This window comes from Pseudomonas sp. (genome assembly GCF_030684895.1).
Taxonomy (GTDB): domain Bacteria; phylum Pseudomonadota; class Gammaproteobacteria; order Pseudomonadales; family Pseudomonadaceae; genus Aquipseudomonas.
Genome location: NZ_JAUXXP010000007.1, coordinates 1 through 26,612, shown reverse-complemented (window position 1 = coordinate 26,612; position 26,612 = coordinate 1). Strand labels below are relative to the sequence as shown.

The 26,612-nt window shown below is 58.2% G+C and carries 23 protein-coding genes, 1 tRNA gene and 1 pseudogene; 24 read left to right on the top strand and 1 reads right to left on the bottom strand.

What is annotated here, in order from left to right; genetic code table 11:
* Nucleotides 1-31: 31 nt before the first annotated feature.
* From dnaK to Q8M42_RS01095, 7 genes are all read left to right on the top strand, one after another.
* Complete coding sequence (dnaK, locus tag Q8M42_RS01125) at nt 32-1,948, top strand: molecular chaperone DnaK (RefSeq protein WP_305282994.1); 1,917 nt, start codon at nt 32-34, stop codon at nt 1,946-1,948.
* A 126-nt stretch (nt 1,949-2,074) separates the two neighbouring features.
* Nucleotides 2,075-3,202 (top strand): molecular chaperone DnaJ, encoded by a 1,128-nt coding sequence (dnaJ, locus tag Q8M42_RS01120; RefSeq protein ID WP_304870982.1) that lies wholly within the window; start codon nt 2,075-2,077, stop codon nt 3,200-3,202.
* 71 nt (nt 3,203-3,273) lie between these two features.
* Nucleotides 3,274-4,077, top strand: coding sequence for a 4-hydroxy-tetrahydrodipicolinate reductase (gene dapB, locus Q8M42_RS01115; RefSeq protein WP_304870980.1), 804 nt, complete (start codon nt 3,274-3,276; stop codon nt 4,075-4,077).
* A gap of 209 nt (nt 4,078-4,286) precedes the next feature.
* The gene (carA, locus tag Q8M42_RS01110; protein WP_304870977.1) at nt 4,287-5,435 is read left to right on the top strand and encodes a glutamine-hydrolyzing carbamoyl-phosphate synthase small subunit; all 1,149 of its coding nucleotides are present in this window, start codon (nt 4,287-4,289) and stop codon (nt 5,433-5,435) included.
* Between the two features lie 174 nt (nt 5,436-5,609).
* Complete coding sequence (gene carB / locus Q8M42_RS01105; RefSeq protein WP_304870975.1) at nt 5,610-8,831, top strand: carbamoyl-phosphate synthase large subunit; 3,222 nt, start codon at nt 5,610-5,612, stop codon at nt 8,829-8,831.
* Entirely contained in the window at nt 8,828-9,304 is a 477-nt protein-coding gene (gene greA, locus Q8M42_RS01100) for a transcription elongation factor GreA (RefSeq protein WP_304870973.1), read from the top strand. Before carB ends, greA begins: the two co-directional genes overlap by 4 nt.
* A complete protein-coding gene (locus tag Q8M42_RS01095) occupies nt 9,276-9,722 on the top strand; it encodes a DUF4149 domain-containing protein (protein ID WP_304870970.1) in 447 nt (148 codons plus the stop codon). The genes greA and Q8M42_RS01095 overlap by 29 nt, the downstream gene beginning before the upstream one ends.
* Nucleotides 9,723-9,788: 66 nt before the next feature.
* Here Q8M42_RS01095 and yhbY read toward each other — a convergent pair whose 3' ends face one another.
* The gene (yhbY, locus tag Q8M42_RS01090) at nt 9,789-10,100 is read right to left on the bottom strand and encodes a ribosome assembly RNA-binding protein YhbY (RefSeq protein ID WP_275961692.1); all 312 of its coding nucleotides are present in this window, start codon (nt 10,098-10,100) and stop codon (nt 9,789-9,791) included.
* Nucleotides 10,101-10,202: 102 nt separating this feature from the next.
* Here yhbY and rlmE point away from each other — a divergent pair, with 102 nt between their 5' ends.
* The 17 genes and pseudogenes from rlmE to Q8M42_RS01005 all read left to right on the top strand — a co-directional run.
* The gene (rlmE, locus tag Q8M42_RS01085) at nt 10,203-10,835 is read left to right on the top strand and encodes a 23S rRNA (uridine(2552)-2'-O)-methyltransferase RlmE (protein ID WP_304870968.1); all 633 of its coding nucleotides are present in this window, start codon (nt 10,203-10,205) and stop codon (nt 10,833-10,835) included.
* 163 nt (nt 10,836-10,998) lie between these two features.
* Entirely contained in the window at nt 10,999-12,915 is a 1,917-nt protein-coding gene (ftsH, locus tag Q8M42_RS01080) for an ATP-dependent zinc metalloprotease FtsH (protein WP_090255974.1), read from the top strand.
* An 8-nt stretch (nt 12,916-12,923) separates the two neighbouring features.
* Nucleotides 12,924-13,775: a dihydropteroate synthase gene (folP, locus tag Q8M42_RS01075; protein ID WP_304870965.1), complete on the top strand. Its 852-nt coding sequence runs from the start codon at nt 12,924-12,926 to the stop codon at nt 13,773-13,775.
* An 18-nt stretch (nt 13,776-13,793) separates the two neighbouring features.
* Nucleotides 13,794-15,131, top strand: coding sequence for a phosphoglucosamine mutase (glmM, locus tag Q8M42_RS01070; RefSeq protein WP_304870963.1), 1,338 nt, complete (start codon nt 13,794-13,796; stop codon nt 15,129-15,131).
* A gap of 65 nt (nt 15,132-15,196) precedes the next feature.
* Nucleotides 15,197-15,952: a triose-phosphate isomerase gene (tpiA, locus tag Q8M42_RS01065; protein ID WP_304870961.1), complete on the top strand. Its 756-nt coding sequence runs from the start codon at nt 15,197-15,199 to the stop codon at nt 15,950-15,952.
* 4 nt (nt 15,953-15,956) lie between these two features.
* Nucleotides 15,957-16,340, top strand: a complete 384-nt coding sequence (gene secG, locus Q8M42_RS01060) for a preprotein translocase subunit SecG (RefSeq protein ID WP_304870959.1) — start codon at nt 15,957-15,959, stop codon at nt 16,338-16,340.
* A 32-nt stretch (nt 16,341-16,372) separates the two neighbouring features.
* Nucleotides 16,373-16,458 (top strand) — tRNA-Leu (locus tag Q8M42_RS01055).
* 301 nt (nt 16,459-16,759) lie between these two features.
* Nucleotides 16,760-17,221 carry a ribosome maturation factor RimP gene (gene rimP, locus Q8M42_RS01050; protein WP_298183512.1) on the top strand — a complete coding sequence of 154 codons (462 nt, stop codon included), beginning with the start codon at nt 16,760-16,762 and terminating at the stop codon, nt 17,219-17,221.
* Between the two features lie 67 nt (nt 17,222-17,288).
* Nucleotides 17,289-18,770: a transcription termination factor NusA gene (gene nusA, locus Q8M42_RS01045; protein WP_304870957.1), complete on the top strand. Its 1,482-nt coding sequence runs from the start codon at nt 17,289-17,291 to the stop codon at nt 18,768-18,770.
* Nucleotides 18,771-18,797: 27 nt separating this feature from the next.
* Nucleotides 18,798-21,287: a translation initiation factor IF-2 gene (gene infB / locus Q8M42_RS01040; protein WP_304870955.1), complete on the top strand. Its 2,490-nt coding sequence runs from the start codon at nt 18,798-18,800 to the stop codon at nt 21,285-21,287.
* A 107-nt stretch (nt 21,288-21,394) separates the two neighbouring features.
* Nucleotides 21,395-21,799 carry a 30S ribosome-binding factor RbfA gene (rbfA, locus tag Q8M42_RS01035; protein ID WP_304870953.1) on the top strand — a complete coding sequence of 135 codons (405 nt, stop codon included), beginning with the start codon at nt 21,395-21,397 and terminating at the stop codon, nt 21,797-21,799.
* A 4-nt stretch (nt 21,800-21,803) separates the two neighbouring features.
* Nucleotides 21,804-22,721 carry a tRNA pseudouridine(55) synthase TruB gene (gene truB, locus Q8M42_RS01030; RefSeq protein WP_304870951.1) on the top strand — a complete coding sequence of 306 codons (918 nt, stop codon included), beginning with the start codon at nt 21,804-21,806 and terminating at the stop codon, nt 22,719-22,721.
* A gap of 150 nt (nt 22,722-22,871) precedes the next feature.
* Nucleotides 22,872-23,141: a 30S ribosomal protein S15 gene (rpsO, locus tag Q8M42_RS01025; RefSeq protein WP_275961681.1), complete on the top strand. Its 270-nt coding sequence runs from the start codon at nt 22,872-22,874 to the stop codon at nt 23,139-23,141.
* A gap of 213 nt (nt 23,142-23,354) precedes the next feature.
* Nucleotides 23,355-25,460 (top strand): polyribonucleotide nucleotidyltransferase, encoded by a 2,106-nt coding sequence (gene pnp, locus Q8M42_RS01020; protein ID WP_304870948.1) that lies wholly within the window; start codon nt 23,355-23,357, stop codon nt 25,458-25,460.
* A 287-nt stretch (nt 25,461-25,747) separates the two neighbouring features.
* A complete protein-coding gene (locus tag Q8M42_RS01015) occupies nt 25,748-26,116 on the top strand; it encodes a BON domain-containing protein (protein ID WP_304870946.1) in 369 nt (122 codons plus the stop codon).
* A gap of 63 nt (nt 26,117-26,179) precedes the next feature.
* Nucleotides 26,180-26,377: a CsbD family protein gene (locus Q8M42_RS01010; protein ID WP_257777519.1), complete on the top strand. Its 198-nt coding sequence runs from the start codon at nt 26,180-26,182 to the stop codon at nt 26,375-26,377.
* Between the two features lie 134 nt (nt 26,378-26,511).
* Nucleotides 26,512-26,612: pseudogene (locus Q8M42_RS01005) on the top strand (IS5/IS1182 family transposase); the annotation flags it as partial.

The following is a 26,612-nucleotide window of genomic DNA, read 5'->3' as shown; positions in this document are numbered from 1 at the left end:
GCGGGATTATCAAAGTTTCGGGAGAGTAAAGATGGGCAAAATTATTGGTATCGACCTGGGGACCACCAACTCCTGCGTCTCGGTTCTGGAAAACGGTGTCGCCAAAGTTATCGAAAACGCCGAAGGCGCGCGCACCACGCCGTCGATCATTGCATACGCAAATGATGGCGAGATCCTGGTTGGCCAGTCGGCCAAGCGTCAGGCAGTGACCAATCCGCACAACACCCTGTATGCGGTGAAGCGTCTGATCGGTCGTCGCTTTGACGAAGAAGTCGTGCAGAAAGACATCCAGATGGTGCCGTACAAGATTTCCAAGGCAGATAACGGTGATGCTTGGGTTGAAGTGAACGGCCAGAAAATGTCGCCGCCACAAATCTCGGCTGAAATCTTGAAAAAGATGAAGAAAACCGCCGAAGACTACCTCGGTGAAGCGGTGACCGAAGCGGTGATCACCGTGCCGGCCTATTTCAACGACAGCCAGCGTCAGGCCACTAAAGACGCCGGCCGTATTGCCGGTCTGGACGTCAAGCGCATCATCAACGAGCCGACCGCAGCCGCTCTGGCTTACGGTATGGACAAGGCTAAGGGTGACCACACTGTCATCGTTTATGACCTGGGTGGCGGTACCTTCGACGTTTCCGTAATCGAAATCGCCGAAGTTGATGGTGAGCACCAGTTCGAGGTGTTGGCCACCAACGGTGACACCTTCCTCGGTGGTGAAGACTTCGACATTCGTTTGATCGACTACCTCGTTGACGAATTCAAGAAAGAAAGCGGCATGAACCTCAAGGGTGATCCGCTGGCCATGCAGCGCCTGAAAGAAGCCGCTGAAAAAGCCAAAATCGAACTGTCTTCGAGCAATTCGACCGACGTGAACCTGCCGTACATCACAGCAGACGCCAGCGGTCCTAAGCATTTGAACGTAAAAATCTCCCGCGCCAAGCTTGAAGCGCTGGTAGAAGACTTGGTTCAGCGCACCATCGAACCTTGCCGTATTGCGCTGAAAGACTCCGGTATCGACGTTGGCGCGATCAACGACGTGATCCTGGTCGGTGGCCAGACCCGTATGCCGTTGGTGCAGAAGCTGGTCACTGAGTTCTTCGGTAAAGAAGCCCGTAAAGACGTTAACCCGGACGAAGCTGTGGCCATGGGCGCTGCTATTCAGGGCGCGGTACTGTCGGGTGATGTTAAAGATGTGCTGCTGCTCGACGTTAGCCCGCTGACCCTCGGTATCGAAACCATGGGCGGCGTGATGACTGCGTTGATCGAAAAGAACACCACGATTCCAACCAAGAAATCGCAAGTGTTCTCGACTGCAGACGACAACCAGGGCGCTGTGACCATTCACGTGCTGCAGGGCGAGCGCAAACAGGCCAGCGGCAACAAGTCCCTGGGCAAGTTCGACCTGGCCGAGATTCCGCCAGCGCCGCGTGGCGTGCCGCAGATCGAAGTGACCTTCGATATCGATGCCAACGGCATTCTGCATGTGGGTGCGAAAGACAAAGCCACTGGCAAGACTCAGTCCATCGTGATCAAGGCCAACTCCGGTTTGTCTGAAGAAGAAATTCAGCAGATGGTCCGTGACGCCGAAGTCAACGCCGAGGAAGATCGCAAGTTCGAAGAGCTGGCGACCGCACGCAACCAAGGGGATCAGCTGGTGCACGCCACCCGCAAGATGATCACCGAAGCTGGCGACAAGGCTACTGCTGACGAGAAGGCTGCTATCGAAGCGGCGCTGAGCGCGCTGGAAGTAGCAGTGAAGGGCGACGACAAGGCTGAAATCGATGCCAAGATGACCGCGCTGTCCGAAGTGACCGCACCACTTGCGCAGAAGATGTATGCCGAGCAGCCGCAGCAAGGTGCGCAAGCCCCGGATGCTGAGCAAGCCAAGGACGCAGGCGACGACGTGGTCGACGCTGAGTTCGAAGAGGTCAAAGACAACAAGTAAATAGGCGCAAGCTTATGCCGCTCTGGCCGGGCGCGACGCGAGTCGCGTTCGGCATGATCCGCCGCGCGGGAGCTTGCTCCCGCGTTGGCGTGTCTGGAGTAGACGATTTAAAGGTGTTGAAGACTTATGGCTAAACGCGATTTTTACGAAGTGCTCGGTGTCGAGCGCGGTGCCAGCGAAGCGGAGCTGAAAAAAGCCTACCGCCGTCTGGCCATGAAGTACCACCCGGACCGTAACCCTGACGATAAAGCTTCGGAAGAGAAGTTCAAGGAAGCCAACGAGGCTTACGAAGTGCTCTCCGATGCGGCCAAGCGTTCGGCTTACGATCAGTACGGGCATGCCGGTGTCGATCCGCAGATGGGTGGCGGCGGTGGCGGCCCAGGCGGGGCGAACTTCTCCGATATCTTCGGCGATGTATTCAGCGATTTCTTCGGTGGTGGCGGCCGTGGCGGTCAACGCGGTGGCGCGCAGCGTGGCAGTGACCTGCGTTACACCCTGGAGCTGGATCTGGAAGAAGCGGTGCGTGGCACTACGGTGACTATTCGTGTGCCGACGCTGGTCAATTGCAAACCCTGTGATGGCTCGGGCGCGAAGAAGGGCACCACGCCGGTGACCTGTACCACCTGTGGCGGTATTGGCCAGGTGCGCATGCAGCAAGGCTTCTTCTCGGTGCAGCAGACCTGCCCGCGTTGCCACGGCAGCGGCAAGATGATCACCGACCCTTGCGGCTCCTGCCACGGCCACGGCCGGGTAGAGGAACACAAGACCCTGTCGGTGAAAGTGCCGGCGGGTGTCGATACCGGCGACCGTATCCGTCTATCCGGCGAAGGCGAGGCGGGTGCCATGGGCGGCCCGGCGGGCGATCTGTATGTGGTGGTGAATGTGCGCGAGCACGCGATCTTCCAGCGCGACGGCAAGCACCTGTACTGCGAAGTGCCAATCAGCTTTGCCGATGCGGCGCTGGGCGGTGAGCTGGAAGTGCCGACTCTGGATGGTCGGGTCAAATTGAAGATCCCGGAAGGCACCCAGACCGGCAAGATGTTCCGCCTGCGCGGCAAGGGCGTGGCGCCCGTGCGTGGCGGTGGTGCGGGCGATCTGATGTGTAAGGTGGCGGTGGAAACCCCGGTGCACCTGGATAAGCGTCAGCGCGAACTGCTCGATGAGTTCCGCAAGACCCTGGAAGGCGACAGCTCGCATTCGCCGAAGGCCAATGGCTGGTTCGAGGGCGTTAAGCGCTTCTTTGGCGACCTGTAAATCCCGCTGACAGGCTGCGCGGTCGCTAAGCGGCGGCTGCAGCCTGGGGCGACAGCTTGGAGCTGATAGCTATGCAACGTATTGCTGTGATGGGCGCCGCCGGGCGCATGGGCAAGACCCTGATCGAGGCTGTGCAGCTGGTCGATGGCGCAAGCCTGAGCGCGGCGATTGATCGTGCCGACAGCAGCCTGGTCGGTGCCGACGTCGGTGAACTGGTGGCGCAGGGCAAGATTGGCGTCAACCTGGCAGGCGATCTGAGTGCGGTGCTCGATCAGTTCGATGTGCTGATCGACTTCACTCATCCATCGGTTACCCTGAAAAACTTGGAAATCTGCCGCCAGGCCGGCAAATCCATGGTGATCGGTACTACCGGTTTTTCCCCAGAGGAAAAGCAGCTGCTGAGTGATGCCGGCAAGCAGATTTCCATCGTGTTTGCTGCCAACTTCAGTGTCGGCGTCAATCTGTGCCTGAAGTTGCTGGATACTGCGGCGCGGGTGCTCGGTGATGATGTGGATATCGAAATCATCGAAGCGCACCACCGTCACAAGGTCGATGCGCCGTCTGGCACCGCCTTGCGCATGGGTGAAGTGGTGGCCAATGCGTTGGGGCGCGATCTGCAGAAAGTCGCCGTCTACGGTCGTGAAGGCCAGACCGGTGCGCGCGAGCGCGAAACCATCGGTTTTGCCACCGTGCGTGCCGGTGATGTAGTCGGCGATCACACCGTACTGTTCGCCGCCGATGGCGAACGCGTGGAAATCACCCACAAGGCATCGAGCCGCATGACCTTCGCCAAAGGCGCGGTGCGCGCGGCGTTGTGGCTGCAGGAACGCAAGCCTGGTCTGTACGACATGCAGGACGTTCTGGGGCTTAACTGAGGCATTCTGTCGCAGGAGTGCTTTTTGTCTGGGTCTTAAGCGCAACTGGCGGTGGACCAAAAAGGCAGTTTCCTGTAAGCTTTCTGCTTTAGTGTGTCCACTAAAGTTGCGCAGAATGAATCAGATAAAAAAGCGGGGTGACGGTCGATACGTCATCCCGCTTTTTTACAATCTGCGTTTGCTTCACGTTTTGATTTTTGGAGGTTTTCTTGAGTAAGCCAGCCCTTAAACCTGCCATTTTGGCTCTTGCTGATGGCAGCATTTTTCGCGGCGAGGCCATCGGTGCCGATGGCCAGACTATTGGTGAGGTGGTTTTTAACACCGCCATGACCGGCTATCAGGAAATCCTTACCGATCCTTCCTATGCCCAGCAGATTGTCACCCTGACCTATCCGCACATCGGCAACACCGGCACCACGCCGGAAGACGCCGAGTCCAATCGCGTATGGGCCGCTGGCCTGATTATCCGTGACCTGCCGCTGACCTCCAGCAACTGGCGCAACAAGCAGCCACTGGATGAATACCTCAAGGAAAACGGCACCGTCGCCATCGCCGGTATCGATACCCGCCGCCTGACCCGCATCCTGCGCGAGAAAGGCTCGCAAAACGGCTGCATTCTGGTCGGTGATGACGCCACCGAAGAAAAAGCCCTGGAACTGGCGCGCAGCTTCCCCGGCCTGAAAGGCATGGACCTGGCCAAAGTGGTCAGCTGCACCGAGCGCTACGAGTGGCGCTCCAGTGTGTGGAATCTACAAGACGACAGTCACCCGCAAATCCCGGCCAGCGAGCTGCCGCACCACGTGGTTGCCTACGACTATGGCGTTAAGTGGAACATCCTGCGCATGCTGGTTGAGCGTGGTTGCCGCGTAACTGTAGTGCCGGCGCAGACGCCTGCTAGCGATGTGCTGGCGCTGAATCCCGATGGTGTGTTCCTGTCCAACGGCCCTGGCGATCCCGAGCCTTGCGATTACGCCATCCAGGCAATCAAGGATGTGCTGGAAACCGATATCCCGGTATTCGGTATCTGCCTCGGCCATCAGCTGCTGGCTCTGGCCTCCGGTGCCAAGACCCTGAAAATGGGCCACGGCCACCACGGTGCCAACCACCCGGTGCAAGACCTGAAAACCGGCGTGGTGATGATCACCAGCCAGAACCACGGTTTTGCCGTGGACGAAGCCACGCTGCCGAGCAACCTGCGCGCCATCCACAAGTCGCTGTTCGACGGTTCCCTGCAGGGTATCGAGCGCACCGACAAGGACGCGTTCAGCTTCCAGGGTCACCCCGAAGCGAGCCCCGGCCCTGCCGATGTGGCGCCGCTGTTCGACCGTTTTATCGAAGCAATGGCCAAGCGGCAATAGAGCGAGTCGTCTGGAGAGTGTAGCGAGCGATGTCTGGGCAAGGCGCCCGGAACGCAACGACGAGACAGTACATGTCAGTACGGCGAGGAAGTGAGTACCGCGCAACGCAGCCCAGGCAGCGCGCAGTAACTCTCAAGATGACTCGCCGACTGACCCAAGGATTCGAGAGATAACATGCCAAAGCGTACAGACATTAAAAGCATCCTGATCCTCGGCGCTGGCCCGATTGTTATCGGCCAGGCCTGCGAGTTCGACTATTCCGGTGCCCAGGCGTGTAAAGCGCTGAAAGAAGAGGGCTACCGCGTCATCCTGGTCAACTCCAACCCCGCCACCATCATGACCGACCCGGCTATGGCGGATGCCACCTACATCGAGCCGATCAAGTGGTCCACAGTGGCCAAGATCATCGAGAAGGAGCGCCCGGACGCGCTGCTGCCGACCATGGGCGGCCAGACCGCGCTGAACTGCGCACTGGACCTGGAAAAACACGGCATTCTGGAAAAATTCGGCGTCGAGATGATCGGTGCCAATGCCGACACCATCGACAAGGCCGAAGACCGCTCGCGCTTCGACAAGGCGATGAAAGACATCGGTCTGGCCTGCCCGGTTTCCGGCATCGCACATAACATGGAAGAAGCCTACGGCGTGCTGGAGAAGGTTGGCTTCCCCTGCATCATCCGTCCGTCCTTCACCATGGGCGGCACCGGCGGCGGTATCGCCTACAACCGTGAAGAGTTCGAGGAGATCTGCGCCCGCGGCCTGGATCTGTCGCCGACCAGCGAGCTGCTGATCGACGAATCGCTGATCGGCTGGAAGGAATACGAGATGGAGGTGGTCCGCGACAAGAAGGACAACTGCATCATCGTCTGCGCCATCGAAAACTTCGACCCGATGGGCGTGCACACCGGTGACTCGATCACCGTGGCTCCGGCACAAACCCTGACCGACAAGGAATACCAGATCCTGCGTAACGCCTCTCTGGCGGTACTGCGCGAGATCGGCGTGGAAACTGGCGGCTCCAACGTGCAGTTCGGTATCTGCCCGAACACTGGCCGTATGGTAGTGATCGAGATGAATCCGCGTGTGTCGCGTTCCTCGGCGCTGGCCTCCAAGGCCACCGGCTTCCCGATCGCCAAGATCGCCGCCAAGCTGGCGGTCGGTTACACCCTCGACGAGCTGTCCAACGACATCACCGGCGGCCGCACCCCGGCTTCGTTCGAGCCGGCCATCGACTACGTCGTGACCAAGATTCCGCGTTTCGCCTTCGAGAAATTCCCGAAAGCCGACGCTCGCCTGACGACGCAGATGAAGTCGGTTGGTGAGGTCATGGCCATTGGCCGCACTTTCCAGGAATCCCTGCAGAAAGCCCTGCGCGGTCTGGAGGTCGGTGTTTCGGGTCTCGATCCGATGCTCGATCTGGCCGATCCAGAAGTCGAAAGCACGCTGCGCCGTGAGCTGACCGTACCAAGCGCTGACCGCATCTGGTACATCGGCGATGCCTTCCGTGCCGGTAAAACCGTGGCCGAAGTCTTCGAGCTGACCAATATCGATGAATGGTTCCTGGTGCAGATTGAAGACCTGATCAAGGACGAAGAGCGGATCAAGACCCTGGCACTGTCCAGTATCGACCGTGACGCGATGTACAAGCTCAAGCGCAAAGGCTTCTCTGATATCCGTCTGGCCAAGCTGCTGGGCGTGACCGAAAAGACCCTGCGTAGCCAGCGCCACAAGTTGAAAGTGCTGCCGGTGTACAAGCGCGTCGACACCTGCGCCGCCGAATTCGCTACCGACACGGCTTATATGTACTCGACCTATGAGGAAGAGTGCGAAGCCAACCCGTCGAGCCGCGACAAGATCATGATTCTCGGCGGCGGGCCGAACCGTATCGGTCAGGGCATCGAGTTCGACTACTGCTGCGTACATGCCGCGCTGGCGCTGCGTGAAGACGGTTACGAGACCATCATGGTCAACTGCAACCCGGAGACCGTCTCCACCGACTACGACACTTCCGACCGTCTGTACTTCGAGCCGGTAACCCTGGAAGACGTGCTGGAAATCGTCCGCGTCGAGCAGCCGAAAGGTGTGATCGTGCAGTACGGCGGGCAGACCCCGCTGAAAATCTGCCGCGCCCTGGAAGAAGCCGGCGTGCCGATCATCGGCACCAGCCCTGACGCCATTGATCGCGCCGAAGACCGCGAGCGTTTCCAGCAGATGGTTCAGCGCCTTGGCCTGCGTCAGCCGGCCAACGCCACTGCGCGCAGCGAAGATGAAGCCCTGGCGCACTCCAAGACCATCGGTTACCCGCTGGTGGTGCGTCCGTCCTATGTACTGGGCGGCCGGGCGATGGAAATCGTCTACCAGGAAGACGAGCTCAAACGTTATATGCGCGAAGCGGTAAAAGTCTCCAACGACAGCCCGGTGCTGCTCGACCACTTCCTTAACTGCGCCATCGAAGTGGACGTGGATGCGGTGTGCGACGGCGAAACCGTGGTGATTGGCGCGATCATGCAGCACATTGAACAGGCCGGCGTGCACTCCGGTGACTCGGCCTGCTCGCTGCCGCCATACTCGCTGCCGATGCACATCCAGGACGAGATCCGCGAGCAGGTCAAGAAAATGGCCCTGGAACTCAATGTGGTGGGTCTGATGAACGTGCAGATGGCCGTGCAGGGCGAGGACATCTTCGTCATCGAAGTGAACCCACGCGCTTCGCGTACCGTGCCGTTTGTCTCCAAGTGCGTCGGTGTCTCGCTGGCCAAGGTGGCCGCGCGCGTCATGGCGGGTAAGTCGCTGGCTGATGCCGGTTACACCAAGGAAATCATTCCGCCGTATTTCAGCGTCAAGGAAGCGGTGTTCCCGTTCGCCAAGTTCCCAGGCGTCGACCCGATCCTCGGCCCAGAAATGAAATCCACCGGTGAAGTGATGGGTGTGGGTGATACCTTCGGCGAAGCCTTTGCCAAGGCGCAAATGGGTGCCAGCGAAGTGTTGCCGAACGCCGGCGTGGCCTTTATCAGTGTGCGTGATGACGATAAGCCGTTGGTGGCTGGCGTTGCTCGCGACCTGATCGAGCTGGGCTTTGAGGTGGTGGCAACCGCCGGTACTGCCAAGTTGATCGAAGCCGCTGGCTTGCCAGTGCGCCGCGTGAACAAAGTCACCGAAGGCCGTCCACACGTGGTCGACATGATCAAGAATGACGAAGTTACCCTGATCATCAACACCACCGAAGGTCGTCAGTCCATCGCTGACTCCTACTCCATTCGTCGTAACGCTCTGCAGCACAAGATCTACTGCACCACCACCATTGCGGCGGGTCAGGCGATTTGTGAAGCGCTGAAGTTCGGTCCCGAGAAGACCGTGCGCCGGCTGCAGGATCTGCATGCAGGAATCAAGGCATGATCAAATACCCTATGACCGTCCAGGGCGCTCGCGCCCTGGAGGAAGAACACGCGCATCTGACCAAGGTGGTACGCCCCAAGCTCAGTCAGGACATCGGCACTGCGCGTGAGCTAGGTGACCTCAAGGAGAACGCCGAATACCATGCCGCGCGCGAGCAGCAGGGCATGGTTGAAGCACGGGTGCGGGATATCGAAGGTCGTCTGCAGAATGCGGTAATCATTGATGTCACCACCATCGAACACACCGGTAAGGTGATTTTCGGTACCACCGTGGAAATCGCCAACTGCGAAACCGATGAAAGCGTGACCTACCAGATCGTCGGTGAGGACGAGGCGGACATCAAGCAGCGCAAGATTTCCGTCGGCTCACCTATCGCGCGTGCCCTGATCGGCAAGAACGAAGGTGACGTGGTGGTGGTGCAGACCCCGAGCGGTGCGCTGGAGTATGAGATTGTTGAGGTTCGCCATCTCTAAGCCCGGTACGCGGGATGCTGGTGCGATCAGTTGGCTGCTGGCTCAAACGCTTTGGGTTGGCGGCCTCTGGTTGCTGCACTTTCTGCTGTTGCCGGCAATTGCCAAGATCGGCCTGGCCTCGTTGCTGGTTGAGGAAATCAGCAATACCTTGCGGCCCTTGCTGATTGGTCTGGCGGCGGTATGCGCTGGGTTGCAGGTGCTGGTGTTGGTTCGCGCCGAGCGTCTGGCCAGTTTGTGGCGTGATCCCCGCGGGCAATTGCTATTGGTCGTAGGGGCGATGGCGGGCAGTTACTTTGCGGTGCGCCAACTGCTACCCGAGGCTGAACGGTGGTTGATGTTCAGTTACCTGGTTGTGGCATTTTGCGGGTTGTTACTGGTATTGCAGCCGGTGCCGCAAAAGCTCAGGCACAAGCGCTAAGCAGCGAGATTGGGCAGGGTAGGTGGGTTGCAAAGGCGCTGAGCGCGCCTTGCAACGGCTGATCAATCAGCCGTGATGACGGTGAACGTTAGACAGGTTCTTGTTCACTTTCGGGTTCTTGCGGTAGATCAGCGCCATTTTGCCAATCACCTGAACCAGCTCGGCTTTGCCGGCTTTGCACAGTTCATTGATGGCCGCGAGGCGGTCTTCACGCTCAGTGATGCGTAATTGCACTTTAATCAGTTCATGATCGCTCAGTGCGCGTTCCAGTTCAGTCAGCACACCTTCGGTCAGACCATTGTCAGCCACGATCAATACAGGCTTCAAATGGTGGCCGATAGATTTGAATTGTTTCTTCTGCTCTTGAGTGAGCGGCATAATCTGATTCCTGCATTTAATCTGGTAAAAAACGGCGGTTAGTTTACCCGAGCGCCTTCGGGGCCGCCCAGATATTCATGCGTTGCACATTCGAGGTATTGCGTGGCCCGTTCCAAGACCAGTCAAGGTTGGCTGAAAGAGCATTTCAACGACCCCTACGTCAAAATGGCGCAGAAGGATGGCTATCGTTCGCGCGCCAGCTACAAGCTGCTGGAGATTCAGGAGAAGGATCGCATCCTCAGGCCTGGCATCACTGTAGTCGATCTGGGCGCTGCGCCGGGCGGCTGGTCGCAGGTCACCAGTCGGGTGATCGGTGACAAAGGACGGTTGATCGCGTCAGATATTCTGGAGATGGACAGCATCCCTGATGTCACCTTTATCCAGGGCGACTTTACCGACGATGCGGTGTTCGCGCAGATCCTCGAGGCTGTCGGTAATAAGCCGGTAGACCTTGTGATTTCCGATATGGCCCCCAATATGAGTGGGGTAAGGGAATCGGATCAGCCGCGCGCGATGTACCTGTGTGAACTGGCGCTGGATTTGTCGACTCGGGTGCTGCGTCCGGGTGGTGATTTTCTGATCAAGATCTTCCAGGGTGAAGGCTTTGATCTGTACCACAAGCAAGTGCGGCAGTTGTTCGACAAGGTGCAGATGCGCAAGCCGCTGTCCTCACGCGACCGTTCTCGTGAGCAATATATGCTGGCGCGTGGTTTCCGCGGTCAGCCGGACGTCTGAGCCTGGCGCATTGCCGCCGCAGGCGCACAAGCAAATAAAGGGTTACAGACGGCGTCTGCCAGGTGTGGGCGTTGTGTAGTAAGTTAGATCGGTACATAACTGGTCGTCATGCGAAGCGCGCTTCGACACGGGGCCTGCTTCAGAGGGTAGCTAATTGAACGACATGGCAAAGAATCTGGTCCTGTGGCTGATCATCGCCGCCGTCTTGGTGACGGTGATGAACAATTTTTCCAGCCCGACTGAGTCGAACAAACTCAACTATTCGCAGTTTATCCAGCAGGTTCAGGATGGCGGCGTTAAGCGGGTGACGGTGGATGGTTTCATCATCAGCGGTACCCGTACCGATGGTTCATCGTTCGAGACCGTGCGTCCGGCGATTCAGGACAATGGCCTGATCAAGGACCTGATGGACAACAACGTCGAGATCGTCGGCAAGCAGCCTGAGCAACAGAGCATCTGGACTCAGTTGCTGGTGGCCAGCTTCCCGATTCTGGTGATCATCGCCGTGTTCATGTTCTTTATGCGCCAGATGCAAGGTGGTGCAGGCGGCAAAGGCGGGCCGATGAGCTTCGGCAAGAGCAAGGCGCGCCTGCTCTCGGAAGATCAGGTCAAGACCACCTTTGCTGACGTCGCCGGTTGCGACGAGGCCAAGGAAGAAGTCAGCGAGTTGGTCGAATTTCTGCGTGACCCGGGCAAGTTCCAGCGCCTCGGTGGGCGTATTCCGCGCGGCGTACTGATGGTGGGCTCGCCCGGTACCGGTAAAACCTTGCTGGCCAAGGCGGTTGCTGGCGAAGCCAAGGTTCCGTTCTTTACCATTTCCGGTTCGGACTTCGTCGAGATGTTCGTCGGTGTCGGTGCATCCCGTGTACGTGACATGTTCGAGCAGGCCAAGAAACACGCGCCATGCATCATCTTTATCGACGAGATCGACGCCGTGGGTCGCCATCGTGGTGCTGGTATGGGCGGTGGTCACGACGAGCGTGAGCAGACCCTCAACCAGTTGCTGGTGGAGATGGATGGCTTTGAAATGAACGACGGTATCATCGTGATTGCCGCCACCAACCGTCCAGACGTGCTTGACCCGGCACTGCTGCGCCCAGGTCGTTTCGACCGTCAGGTCGTGGTTGGCTTGCCGGATATCCGTGGCCGCGAGCAGATTCTCAAGGTCCACATGCGTAAAGTGCCGATGGGCGAAGATGTTGCCCCGGCCGTGATTGCGCGCGGTACGCCGGGCTTCTCCGGCGCCGACCTGGCTAATCTGGTCAACGAGGCCTCGCTGTTCGCTGCCCGTGCCGGTAAGCGTGTGGTCGAGATGAAAGAGTTCGAGCTGGCCAAAGACAAAATCATGATGGGTGCCGAGCGCAAAACCATGGTCATGTCGGACAAGGAAAAGCTCAACACCGCCTTCCACGAAGCTGGTCACGCGATTGTCGGGCGTCTGGTGCCCGAGCATGACCCGGTCTACAAGGTGTCGATTATTCCGCGCGGTCGCGCTCTGGGTGTGACTATGTTCCTTCCAGAGGAAGATCGTTACAGCCTGAGCAAGCGTGCGTTGACCAGTCAGATCTGCTCGTTGTTCGGTGGCCGTATCGCCGAGGAAATGACTCTGGGCTTTGATGGTGTTACCACCGGTGCGTCCAACGACATCATGCGCGCCACCCAATTGGCCAAGAACATGGTCACCAAGTGGGGCTTGTCGGAAAAACTCGGCCCGCTGATGTATGCGGAAGAAGAGGGTGAAGTCTTTCTCGGTCGCAGCATGGGCAGTAACCAGAGCAACGTCTCTGCCGATACCGCCAAGCTGATCGATCAGGAAGTGCGCAGCATCATCGATGAGTGCTACGGCACCGCCAAGCGCCTGCTGCAGGAAAATCGCGACAAGCTTGATGCGATGGCTGAAGCGCTGATGAAGTACGAAACCATCGATGCCGAGCAGATCGAGGACATCATGAATGGTCTCGCGCCGCGCGAGCCGAAAGGCTGGCAGGGCGGTGACGACAATAACGGCACGCCGACGGCGCCCGTTGAGGTCGCTGAGTCCACAGAGAAACCAATTGGTGGTCCAGCCGCCGAGCTTTAAGGTTTTCCATGCCTGTTGCACCAACCTTTGACCGGCTGCCCTGTGGCAGCCGGTTTCTTGATTTAAGCCGTCCGCACGTGATGGGCATCCTTAACGTAACCCCCGACTCATTCTCCGATGGTGGGCGCTATGGCCAGCGTGATGCGGCTTTGCGCCATGCCGAGGCGATGCTGCAGGCGGGGGCGACATTGATTGATGTCGGTGGTGAGTCGACGCGCCCTGGCGCTCGCGCGGTTTCTCCGGTTGAGGAGCTGGAGCGGGTTGCGCCGGTCGTCGAGGCCATTGCGCGCGAGCTGGATGTGATCATCTCGGTGGACACCTCAACGCCAGCGGTCATTCGCGAAACTGCGCGACTGGGCGCGGGCTTGATCAATGACGTGCGCTCACTGCAGCGTGACGGTGCCTTGGATGCGGCAGCGGATAGCGGTTTGCCGGTATGCCTGATGCATATGCGTGGCGAGCCAACCACCATGCAGCAAAATCCTCAGTACCCTGATGTGGTGGTCGAGGTGCGCGAGTTTCTCCTTGAGCGCCTTGCGGCCTGTGCGGCGGCGGGGATTGGCGCTGAGCGCGTCATTCTTGATCCGGGTTTCGGCTTTGCGAAAACCCTGGAGCACAATCTTTCACTGTTCAAGCATTTGCAGGTGTTGCATGCGTTGGGTCGGCCTTTGCTGGTCGGGGTGTCGCGCAAGAGTATGATCGGCAAGGTATTGGGGCATGAAGTCGGTGAGCGCCTGTATGGCAGCCTGGCCTTGGCTGCGTTGGCGCTGAGCAAGGGTGCGCACATCCTGCGGGTCCACGATGTGGCGCAAACAGTTGATGTAGTACGGATGATCGCCGCAGTTGAAGCGGCCGAATAAGTTAGAAGGAAGTGTGGGATGGGTAGAAAATATTTTGGTACTGACGGTATTCGTGGGCGTGTCGGTGACTTCCCTATTACCCCGGAATTCATGCTCAAGCTCGGCTGGGCGGCCGGGATGGCGTTTCGCAAGCAGGGCAAGTGCCGCATTCTGATCGGCAAGGACACGCGCATCTCCGGCTATATGTTCGAGTCTGCCCTCGAGGCGGGCCTGTCTGCGGCTGGTGCAGATGTGATGCTGCTCGGCCCGATGCCGACACCGGCCATCGCCTACCTGACCCGTACCTTTCATGCCGAGGCCGGGATCGTTATCAGTGCCTCACACAACCCGCATCACGACAACGGCATCAAATTCTTCTCGGGGCAGGGCACCAAGCTGCCGGATGAGATCGAGCTGATGATCGAGGAGTTGCTCGATCAGCCGATGACGGTGGTGGAGTCCGAGCAGTTGGGTAAGGTCTCGCGAATCAACGATGCTGCCGGGCGCTATATCGAGTTCTGCAAGAGCAGTGTGCCGAGCAGTACCGATTTTGCCGGGCTGAAGATCGTCGTCGATTGCGCCCATGGCGCGGCGTACAAGGTGGCGCCAAGCGTATTCCGCGAGTTGGGCGCTCAGGTAACTGTTTTGTCGGCGCAGCCCAATGGCTTGAATATCAATGACAACTGCGGCTCGACCCACGTCGAAGCGCTGCAGGCTGAAGTACTGGCGCAGCAGGCTGATCTGGGCATCGCCTTCGATGGCGATGCGGATCGGGTGTTGATGGTCGATCACTCCGGCGCCGTAGTGGATGGTGATGAGCTGCTGTTTATCATTGCTCGCGACCTGTTGGAGCGCGGCAAGCTGCAGGGCGGGGTGGTAGGCACCCTGATGAGCAACCTCGGGCTGGAGTTGGCTCTGGCTGATCTGGGCATTCCGTTTGTACGTGCCAAGGTCGGTGACCGCTACGTGATTGCCGAGTTGCTGTCGCGCAACTGGCAGCTGGGTGGAGAGAATTCCGGTCATCTGGTGTGTTTCGAGCACACCACGACCGGTGATGCAATTATCGCTGCACTGCAGGTGCTGATGGCGCTCAAGCGTCGTGAGCAAACCCTGGGTGAGGCGCGGTTAGGGATGCAGAAGTGCCCGCAGGTACTGGTAAACGTACGCTTTACCGGTGGTGTTGATCCGCTGGAACATCCAGCCGTGCAGCAGGCTAGTGCGCGGGTAACCGAGCAAATGGCTGGGCGTGGTCGGGTGCTGCTGCGCAAATCCGGCACCGAGCCATTGGTGCGCGTCATGGTCGAGGGTGACGATGAAGGCCAGGTGCGCGGCTATGCCGATGAATTGGCTAAAGTTGTTGCGGATGTATGTGCTTGATTCGGCTTGCCAGTCGGGTAGCTGTTGGGTAACATCTGCGCCCTCTTTGACCGACGAGGTAAAGCATGCGTCGCCCAATGGTTGCTGGTAACTGGAAAATGCACGGTACCCGCGCCAGCGTTGCAGAGCTGATCAACGGTCTCAAGCAGCAGGTGTTGCCTGCTGATGTAGATGTAGCGGTTTTCCCGTCTTGTTTGCATCTTGTTCAGGTGATTGATGGTCTGGCGGGCAAGGCTGTTGCGGTAGGTGCGCAAGATTGTGCGGCCGAAGCGCAGCAAGGTGCTTTGACGGGTGAGGTGGCAGCAAGTCAGTTGCATGATGCGCGCTGTTCGCTGGTGCTGGTAGGTCACTCCGAGCGTAGATCGCTGTTGGGTGAGGGTGATGAAGTTGTGACGCGCAAATTTGCGGCGGCGCAATCTTCAGGTTTGCTTCCGGTGCTGTGTGTCGGAGAGACCCTGGTTCAGCGTGAGGCGGGGCAGACGCTTGAAGTGGTTGCTGCGCAGTTGTCTGCGGTAACCGATGCGTTGGGTGTTGAGGTGTTTGCGCGTGCAGTCATTGCCTATGAGCCGGTTTGGGCCATTGGTACTGGTCTGACCGCATCGCCAGAGCAAGCGCAAGAAGTGCATGCGGCAATTCGTGCGCAGCTGGCGGCGAAAAGCCCTGGTTTGGCGCGCAAGGTAAGAATTCTTTATGGCGGCAGTGTCAAGGCCGTCAGTGCAGCCGAGTTGTTCGGTATGCCGGATATCGATGGGGGGCTTGTGGGTGGGGCCTCTCTGAATGCGGATGAGTTCGGTGCGATCTGTCGCGCCGCAGGAAGCTAAAGAAATGCTGGAAACAGTTATCGTTGTTCTTCATCTGCTGGGTGCTATCGGTGTTGTTGCGCTGGTTTTGCTGCAGCAGGGTAAAGGTGCGGATGCAGGCGCTTCTTTTGGTGCGGGTGCTTCTTCTACCGTTTTCGGTAGTCAAGGAACTACTACCTTTCTGAGTCGCGTTACTGCTATACTTGCCACCGCTTTTTTCATGACTAGCTTGGGCTTAGGCTACTTTGCTAAAGAAAAAGCTGATGGTATGGCTCAGGTTGGTTTGCCTGATCCAGCAGTCCTGGAAGTACAACAGGCTAAGCCAGCTGTTGAAGATGTACCTGTTCTTGATGCAGCTAAGCCGGCTTCCGAAGCGGCGGACGTACCTCAGGCTCCTGAGCAGCGGTAATACGCAGTAGGTTGTACGCAACAAACGATTTTGCCGAGGTGGTGGAATTGGTAGACACGCGACCTTGAGGTGGTAGTGGCCATAGGCTGTAGGGGTTCGAGTCCCCTTCTCGGTACCAATTTTCAAGAAGGCCCGCTCGATGCGGGCCTTCTTGTTGCTGGAGCGTCGATTGACCCTGGTTAAGGTTCAGTCGTATAATCCGGCCCCAGCTTTGATGTGGGATTGAGCAGCAAGGTCGCTCCTCGGATGTTTAATCCGAAGCTGGCTGGGTAAAGCCAGCCCCCGCATTGAGTTGCAGAGGAGCCCCTTTTAAGGGGCTTTTTGCTAGCTGGGCGACAGCTTTGCCGGCCTTTAGAGGGCGGTTTGATGATGGGCGATTCGCCCATTTTTTATTTTTACAGCATGCGCGAGGGGTTCAGGTGTCGAGCAAGCTAGAACAGTTGCAGGCCTTGGTGGCTCCGGTAGTCGAGGCTCTTGGCTACGAATGCTGGGGTGTCGAGTTCCTGTCACAAGGGCGGCATTCTCTGCTGCGAATTTATATTGATAAACAGCCTGACGGCGTGTTGATCGAGGACTGTGAAATTGTCAGTCGGCAGATCAGCGGTGTGCTCGATGTCGAGGACCCGATCAGCGCTGAGTACACCCTTGAGGTGTCCTCGCCAGGTATGGATCGGCCGCTGTTCACCATTGAGCAGTTTGCCAGCCATGCCGGTGAACAAGTGAAGATCAAGCTGCGTTCGCCTTTTGAAGGTCGACGCAACTTCCAGGGCCTTCTGCGCGGTGTGGAAGAGCAGGACGTGGTAGTGCAGGTGGATGACCACGAGTTCCTGTTGCCGATCGACATGATCGACAAGGCCAACATTATCCCCAGGTTTGATTGAGACGCGGATCCCCCGCAAGTGGCGCGGATAGCGCGGATCCAATGGATTGCGAAAGGCGAGGCGTACGATGAGCAAAGAAGTACTGCTGGTTGTTGAGTCGGTATCCAACGAAAAGGGCGTACCGGCGAGCGTAATTTTTGAGGCGCTGGAGCTGGCTTTGGCCACCGCTACCAAGAAGCGTTTTGAAGATGAAGTTGAGTTGCGTGTGGCGATCAATCGTCAGACCGGCAACTACGAAACATTCCGCTGCTGGACAGTGGTTGAAGAAGCTGACTTTGATGATCCTGCACACCAGGTCACCACTGACATGCCGCGCGCAGTCGAAGCCAACGCCAAAGTTGGTGACGTGCTGGAAGAGAAAATCGACTCCATCGAGTTCGGTCGTATTGCCGCGCAAACCGCCAAGCAAGTAATTGTGCAGAAAGTCCGCGAAGCTGAGCGTGCTCAGGTGGTCGAGGCTTACCGCGAGCGCCTGGGTGAAATCATCTCCGGCACCGTGAAGAAAGTTACCCGTGACAGCGTGATCGTTGATCTGGGTAACAACGCTGAAGCCATGTTGGCGCGCGAAGACATCATCTCCCGTGAAACCTTCCGTGTTGGTGTGCGCCTGCGCGCCCTGCTCAAGGAAATTCGCACCGAGAACCGCGGCCCGCAGTTGATCCTCTCGCGCACGGCACCGGAAATGCTGATCGAGCTGTTCCGCATCGAAGTGCCAGAAATCGCTGAAGAGCTGATTGAGGTTATGGGCGCGGCTCGTGACCCAGGTTCGCGCGCCAAGTTGGCTGTGCGTTCCAAAGATAAGCGTATCGACCCGCAAGGTGCCTGTATTGGCATGCGCGGTTCGCGCGTGCAGGCAGTCTCCGGTGAGTTAGCGGGTGAACGTGTGGACATCGTGCTGTGGGATGACAATCCCGCGCAGTTCGTGATCAACGCCATGTCGCCAGCCGAAGTTGCAGCCATCATCGTCGACGAAGATGCCCATGCCATGGACATCGCCGTTGGCGCAGACAACCTTGCTCAGGCCATTGGCCGCGGCGGTCAGAACGTGCGTTTGGCCAGTCAGTTGACTGGCTGGACCTTGAACGTGATGACCGAAGCGGACATCCAGGCCAAGCAGCAAGCTGAAACAGGCGACATCCTGCAGCGCTTTATCGACGAGTTGGAAGTCGACGAAGAACTGGCCCAGGTGTTGGTCGAAGAGGGCTTCACCAGCCTTGAAGAAATTGCCTACGTACCGATGGAAGAAATGCTCAGCATTGATGGCTTTGACGAGGATATCGTCAACGAGCTCCGCGCCCGTGCCAAAGATCGCTTGCTGACTAAAGCCATCGCCAACGAGGAAAAGCTGGCAGATGCCCACCCAGCCGAAGACTTGCTCTCGCTTGAGGGGATGGATAAGGCGCTTGCGCATGAACTGGCAGTGCGCGGCGTTGTTAACCGCGAAGACCTGGCCGAGCAGTCGATTGATGACCTGCTCGACATCGACGGTATCGACGCTGAGCGAGCCGGCAAGTTGATCATGGCCGCCCGAGCCCATTGGTTCGAGTAAGCAGTTGCGGCCTGAGGAGAGAAATGCATGACGCAAGTCACGGTTAAAGAACTGGCCCAAGTGGTCAATACGCCGGTTGAACGCCTGCTGCAGCAAATGAGTGAGGCAGGTTTGCCGCACAAAAGTGCCGAGCAAGCAGTGACCGACAGTGAGAAACAGGCCCTGTTGGCCCATCTCAAGAGCAGTCACGGCGACAGCAAGACAGAAGAGCCGCGCAAGATTACCTTGCAGCGCAAAACTACCAGCACCCTGCGGGTTGCTGGCAGCAAGACCATCAGCGTCGAAGTGCGCAAGAAGAAAACCTTCGTCAAGCGCAGCGCTGAAGAAATCGAAGCTGAAAAGCAGCGTGAGCTGGCTGAGCAGTGCGCGGTAGCTGAGGCTGCCAAGGCGAAAGCTGACGAAGAAACCAAGCGTCGCGCCGCAGAAGAAGCGCTGCGCCCTGCACCTGCTGCTGGCGAAGCGGTCGTTGAAGCGGCTCCGGTTGTAGCGGTTGAGTTGCCGGTAATGGCTGCTCCTGCGGCAGACGAGCGCAAGAAAGATGAGCCGCGCCGCCCAGATAAAGCGCGCAATGATGATGCCGATCGTCGTGGTGGTGAGCGTAAAACCACCCAGCATCGTCCGACCGTCAAGGAAAAGGCCCCAGCACCACGTGTTGCCCCGCGCTCTATCGACGAGGAAAGCGACAGCTTCCGTCGTGGCGGTCGTGGCAAGGCCAAGCTGAAGAAGCGTAATGCTCACGGCTTCCAGAGCCCGACGGGTCCGATCGTGCGTGAAGTGAAGATTGGCGAGACCATCACTGTGGGCGATCTGGCTCAGCAGATGTCGGTCAAAGCCGCTGAAATCATCAAGTTCATGTTCAAGCTGGGTACCCCGGCGACCATCAACCAGGTTCTGGATCAGGAAACTGCCCAGCTGGTTGCTGAGGAACTGGGCCACAAGGTTACCCTGGTCAGCGACACGGCTCTGGAAGATTCCCTGGCTGAATCGCTGAAGTTTGAAGGCGAGACCTTTGCCCGCGCGCCGGTTGTTACCGTTATGGGTCACGTTGACCACGGTAAAACCTCGCTGCTCGACTACATTCGTCGTGCCAAGGTGGCTGCTGGCGAAGCCGGTGGTATCACCCAGCACATCGGTGCTTACCACGTAGAAACCGAACGCGGCATGGTCACCTTCCTCGACACCCCAGGCCACGCCGCGTTTACCGCGATGCGTGCCCGTGGTGCCAAAGCGACCGATATCGTGATTCTGGTGGTTGCAGCGGACGACGGCGTAATGCCGCAGACCATTGAAGCCGTTCAGCACGCCAAGGCGGCTGGTGTGCCGCTGGTTGTTGCGGTGAACAAGATCGACAAGCCGGGTGCCGACCTCGATCGCATCCGTAGCGAACTGTCGGTACACGGTGTGACGTCGGAAGAGTGGGGCGGTGATACGCCATTCGTATCGGTGTCGGCGAAAGTCGGTACTGGTGTTGATGACCTGCTCGAAGCTGTACTGCTGCAAGCCGAAGTGCTTGAGCTGAAAGCTACGCCGTCAGCTCCGGGTCGTGGTGTGGTAGTTGAGTCGCGTCTTGATAAGGGACGTGGTCCAGTTGCGACCGTACTGGTTCAAGACGGTACCCTGCGTCAAGGCGACATGGTGTTGATCGGTTCCAACTACGGCCGTATTCGCGCCATGCTCGATGAAAACGGTAAGGCGATTAAAGAAGCCGGCCCGTCGATTCCTGTCGAGATTCTTGGCTTGGATGGCACGCCGGAAGCTGGCGATGATATGAGCGTGCTGGCTGACGAGAAGAAAGCCCGCGAAGTCGCGCTGTTCCGTCAAGGCAAGTTCCGCGAAGTGAAACTGGCCCGTGCTCACGCTGGCAAGCTGGAAAATATCTTCGAGAACATGGGCCAGGAAGAGAAGAAGACGCTCAACATCGTCCTCAAATCTGACGTCCGTGGTTCCTTGGAAGCACTGCAGGGCTCGCTCGGCGGCCTGGGTAACGATGAAGTGCAAGTGCGTGTGGTCGGTGGCGGCGTCGGTGGTATCACCGAGTCCGATGCCAACCTGGCGCTGGCCTCCAACGCTGTACTGTTCGGCTTCAACGTGCGTGCCGATGCTGGTGCGCGCAAGATCGTCGAGCAGGAAGGTCTGGATATGCGTTACTACAACGTGATCTACGACATCATCGAAGACGTCAAGAAAGCGCTGACCGGCATGCTCGGCAGCGATGTTCGCGAGAACATCCTGGGTATTGCCGAAGTGCGTGACGTGTTCCGTTCGCCTAAGTTCGGTGCGATTGCCGGTTGTATGGTGGTTGAAGGTACGGTTCACCGTAACCGTCCGATCCGCGTACTGCGCGACGACGTGGTGATCTTCGAAGGCGAGCTGGAATCTCTGCGTCGCTTCAAAGACGATGCCTCCGAAGTGCGTAACGGCATGGAGTGCGGTATCGGCGTGAAGAGCTACAACGACGTTAAGGTCGGCGACAAGATCGAAGTGTTCGAGAAAGTCCAAGTGGCTCGTAGCCTGTAAGCACGAGTCGCAACATGCAGCGCCCGGCCCCGCTTCTGCGCGGCCGGGCGTTTGCCGCTTTTAGGTCCGCTGCTTTTTGAGCTGCGTGACGAGTGAAGGTAGTAGAAATGGCCAAAGAATTTAGCCGGGCCCAGCGCATCGGCGACCAGATACAGCGCGAACTGGCGCAGTTGATCCGCCTGGAAATCAAAGACCCGCGCCTTGGTGGCTTGGTGACCATCACTGCGGTGGAAGTCAGCCGCGACTCCAGCCATGCCAAGGTGTTCGTCACCGTTATGGGTGGTGAGCCGGAAGAGGGTGTTGATCCTGTCGTGCAGAGCATCAAGGTGCTCAACGATGCCAGCGGCTTCCTGCGTATGCAGTTGGGCCGCGCGATGAAGCTGCGCAGCGTGCCGAACCTGCGTTTCCATTACGACGAAAGCGTGATTCGCGGTGCGCAGCTGTCGGCCCTGATCGAGCGTGCAGTCAGCGAAGACCGTCAGCACGGTGATGAACCCGAGGCCAAGGAGTAAGCGCGTGGCCCAGGTCAAACGTATTCGTCGTGCCGTCGATGGCATCATCCTGTTGGATAAACCGAAAGGTTTCAGCTCCAACGCTGCACTGCAGAAGGTGCGTTGGTTGCTCAATGCCGAGAAGGCCGGGCACACCGGCAGCCTCGATCCGCTGGCCACTGGTGTCTTGCCGCTGTGTTTCGGTGAGGCGACCAAGTTTTCCCAGTACCTGCTGGATGCCGACAAAGGCTACGAAACCCTGATGCAACTTGGCGTCACCACCACTACGGCCGATGCCGAAGGTGAAGTGTTGGAGCGCCGCCCGGTGACCGTTGGTCGCGCCGATATCGAAGCGGTTCTGCCCGGTTTTCGTGGTGAAATCAGCCAGATACCGCCGATGTACTCGGCGCTCAAGCGCGACGGCCAACCACTTTACAAGCTGGCCCGTGCCGGTGAAGTAGTGGAGCGCGAGCCGCGTTCTGTTACTATTGCGCGCCTGGAATTACTGGGCTGCGAGGCGGAGCAAGCGCGCCTGGCGGTCGATTGCAGCAAAGGCACCTATATCCGCACTTTGGTCGAAGATATCGGCCACCTGCTGGGTTGCGGTGCACACGTTGCAGAGCTGCGCAGAACCAAGGCCGGCCCCTTCGATTTGAGCCGCACCGTAACGCTCGAGGAGCTGGAGCGGGTGCATGGCGAAGGCGGCAACGAAGCGGTTGACCAGTTCCTGCAACCGGTCGATAGCGGTTTGCAACACTGGCCGTTGCTGCAGTTCTCCGAGCACAGTTCGTTCTACTGGCTGCAAGGGCAGCCGGTACGCGCCGCGGATGCGCCGAAGTTCGGCATGGTTCGGGTGCAAGATCACAATGGTCGCTTTATCGGTATCGGTGAAGTGAGCGAAGACGGGCGCATTGCGCCGCGTCGTTTGATTCGGTCGGCATGACCGTAGCGCAGGCAGGGGGTTTCGGCTCTGGTCTGTGTGTATCGAGGGTGGCTGTTAATAGGCGCGGTCATACCTCACTTAAAAACACGGGAAGCGATTCCCGGCCTATTGCGACTGTTTCGGCAGTTGCCTAACTGAGAGGATTGCCCCATGGCACTCAGCGTTGAAGAAAAAGCCCAAATCGTAACTGACTACCAGCAAGCTGCTGGCGACACCGGTAGCCCGGAAGTGCAAGTTGCACTGCTGTCCGCCAACATCAACAAGCTGCAAGGCCACTTCAAGGCCAACGGTAAAGACCACCACTCGCGTCGTGGCCTGATCCGCATGGTTAACCAGCGTCGTAAGCTGCTGGATTACCTGAAGGGCAAGGATGTTAGTCGTTACAGCGCCCTGATCGGTCGCCTGGGTCTGCGTCGCTAAGCAATGCTTACGCGTAGCTGACTGCCGAAGCTGGAAGTGGGGTTTGCCCCTGCTTCCAGCTTTTGCTTTTCTGCTTTAGCTGTTTTGGACGATAGCGGGTCCGATACCCGTCACCGCCCGCACATTCTGCAAGACCCGTTTTGTTCACGTTGCAGTGATAGAACGGTTGCAAGAAACGCTTTCCCCAAGGGCAACAAAGAGAAGGAAAACACCGTGAACCCGGTAATCAAGAAGTTCCAGTTCGGTCAGTCGACCGTTACCCTCGAGACAGGCCGTATCGCCCGTCAAGCCTCCGGCGCAGTGCTGGTCACCGTTGACGACGACGTCGCTGTACTGGTCGCCGTAACCGGCGCCAAGACTGCCGATCCAAGCAAAGGCTTTTTCCCGCTGTCCGTGCACTATCAGGAAAAAACCTACGCAGCCGGCAAGATCCCCGGCGGTTTCTTCAAGCGTGAGGCACGTCCTTCTGAGAAAGAAACCCTGACCTCGCGTCTGATCGACCGTCCGATCCGTCCGCTGTTCCCAGAAGGTTTCCAAAACGAAGTGCAGGTTATCTGCACCGTTATTTCCACCAGCAAAAAGACCGATCCAGACATCGCTGCGATGATCGGTACTTCGGCTGCGCTGGCCATTTCCGGCATCCCGTTCAACGGCCCTATCGGTGCTGCACGCGTGGCTTTCCACCCGGAAACTGGCTACCTGCTGAACCCGACTTACGAGCAGCTCAAGGCCTCGAGCCTAGACATGGTCGTAGCCGGTACCAAAGACGCTGTGCTAATGGTTGAGTCGGAAGCCAAAGAGCTGACCGAAGACCAGATGCTGGGCGCTGTACTGTTCGCTCACGACGAATTCCAGGTTGTGATCAACGCGGTTGCTGAACTGGCTGCCGAAGCCGCCAAGCCGACCTGGGATTGGTCCGCCAAGCCAGAGAACACTGCACTGCTGAGCGCTATCCGTAGCGAGTTCGGCGAGGCGATCTCCCAGGCTTACACCATCACCGTCAAGCACGAGCGTTATGCCCGTCTGGGTGAGCTGCGCACTGAAATCGTTGCCAAGTTCTCCGGCGAAGAAGGTCAGCCTTCAGCTGGCGAAGTCAAAGACGCTTTCGGCGAAATCGAATACCGCACCGTGCGCGAGAACATCGTTAACGGCAAGCCGCGTATCGACGGCCGTGACACCCGTACTGTGCGTGGCCTGAACATCGAAGTCGGTGTACTGGACAAGACCCACGGTTCGGCGCTGTTCACCCGTGGCGAAACCCAGGCTCTGGTCGTTGCCACCCTCGGTACTGCGCGTGACGCACAGCTGCTCGACACCCTCGAAGGCGAGCGCAAAGACCCCTTCATGCTGCACTACAACTTCCCGCCGTACTCGGTTGGTGAGTGTGGTCGCATGGGCGCCACTGGCCGTCGCGAAATCGGTCACGGTCGTCTGGCCCGTCGCTCCATCGCCGCTATGTTGCCGGCTGCTGACGTGTTCCCGTACACCATTCGCGTGGTGTCGGAAATCACTGAGTCCAATGGTTCCAGCTCCATGGCTTCGGTTTGCGGTGCTTCCCTGGCGCTGATGGACGCTGGTGTACCAATGAAGGCGCCGGTTGCCGGTATCGCCATGGGTTTGGTTAAAGAAGGCGAGAAGTTCGCCGTTCTGACCGACATCCTCGGCGACGAAGACCACCTGGGCGACATGGACTTCAAAGTAGCCGGTACCGCCAATGGCGTCACTGCGCTGCAGATGGACATCAAGATCCAGGGCATCACCGAAGAGATCATGGAAATCGCCCTGAATCAGGCACTGGAAGCACGCCTGAACATTCTCGGTCAGATGAACCAGGTGATCGCGCAATCGCGTACCGAGCTGTCGGCCAACGCACCGACCATGATCGCGATGAAGATCGACCAGGACAAGATTCGCGACGTGATCGGCAAAGGTGGTGCAACCATCCGCGCGATCTGCGAAGAAACCAAGGCGTCGATCGATATCGAAGACGACGGTTCGATCAAGATCTTCGGCGAAACCAAGGAAGCGGCCGAGGCTGCGCGTCAGCGCGTTCTGGGTATTACCGCTGAAGCTGAAATCGGCAAGATCTACGTCGGCAAGGTTGAGCGCATCGTCGACTTCGGCGCCTTCGTCAACATCCTGCCGGGCAAAGACGGCCTGGTGCACATCTCCATGCTGAGCGATGCTCGCGTTGAGAAGGTGACTGACATTCTCAAAGAAGGTCAGGAAGTTGAAGTTCTGGTACTGGACGTGGACAACCGCGGCCGTATCAAGCTGTCGATCAAGGATGTAGCTGCTGCCAAGGCGTCGGGCGTTTAATCGCCGGATTGCTTAAGCGCAGAACAGAGGGCCCTTCGGGGCCCTCTTTTTTTGCCTGCGAAAAGCCGAGCCGTCAGTGGGGCAACAGCTGTCGTGCAATATGCCTTGTGCAGATAGTCCCAACATGCAGATTGCACGACTCAGGCTGTTTTTGTATTTATCTAAGTTATTGATATTTAGATATAAAATTACTTTTAATGGGTTGGCACAGCACTTGCGATAGTACTGGGGAGACTGCAGCTCGTAGTGGCTTGCAGATTGTTCAGTACACGCAGGAGGCATTATTTATGAAAAAGCCAATCAAGCATTTCGCCGTAACCGCCATGACCGCTACCGCCCTGAGTGTGCTGCTCGCCGGGCCGGTTCTGGCTGCTGGCACTCCGACCGTGCAACCGGTCATGCTGGCTGCCAGTGAAACCATGGATAAGGCAGAAGATGCGGTAACCGATACCTGGATTACCAGCAAAGTGAAGTCGACCTTTCTGGCTGACAGCAACCTGAGTGGCATCGATATCAAGGTCGAAACCAACCAGGGTGTGGTGGCACTGTCCGGGGTTGTGGCCAGCTCGGTCGAGCGTGACTTGGCGATTGCCAAGGCCGGCGAGATCAAAGGTGTGAAAGCAGTAGCCGCTGAAGCGCTGAAAACCGCTCAGTAATCCATGGCTGCGTGCCAGGCGCTTTGATGGGCCTGGCCGCCACTCAACGACGAGGACAAGCAGATGAATGCTGACATCATTAAAGGCAAGTGGAAGCAAATCAATGGTCGCATCAAGGAGCGTTGGGGCAACCTGACCGATGATGACCTGGACGTCGCCGAAGGCCATAGCGAATACCTGGCCGGCAAGCTGCAAGAGCGCTACGGCTGGACCAAGGAAAAGGCTCAGGACGAGCTGCGTGATTTCAGCAGCAAGCTGTAATCAGGCGTAAAAAAGCCCCGCTGGCACAACCAGCGGGGCTTTTTTGTGGCGCTTATGGAAAAGCTTAGGGAAATTCTGAAGAAGACTTCCTGATTTTGGCAAAATACCCCGGATTTCACCCGCTGAGTTTTCCGATGAAGCAGATGACCTTCGCCGATGCCGAGTACGCCGGCAAGCGCAAGCAGACCCGCAAAGAGTTGTTCCTGATCGAGATGGATCGGGTGGTGCCGTGGAA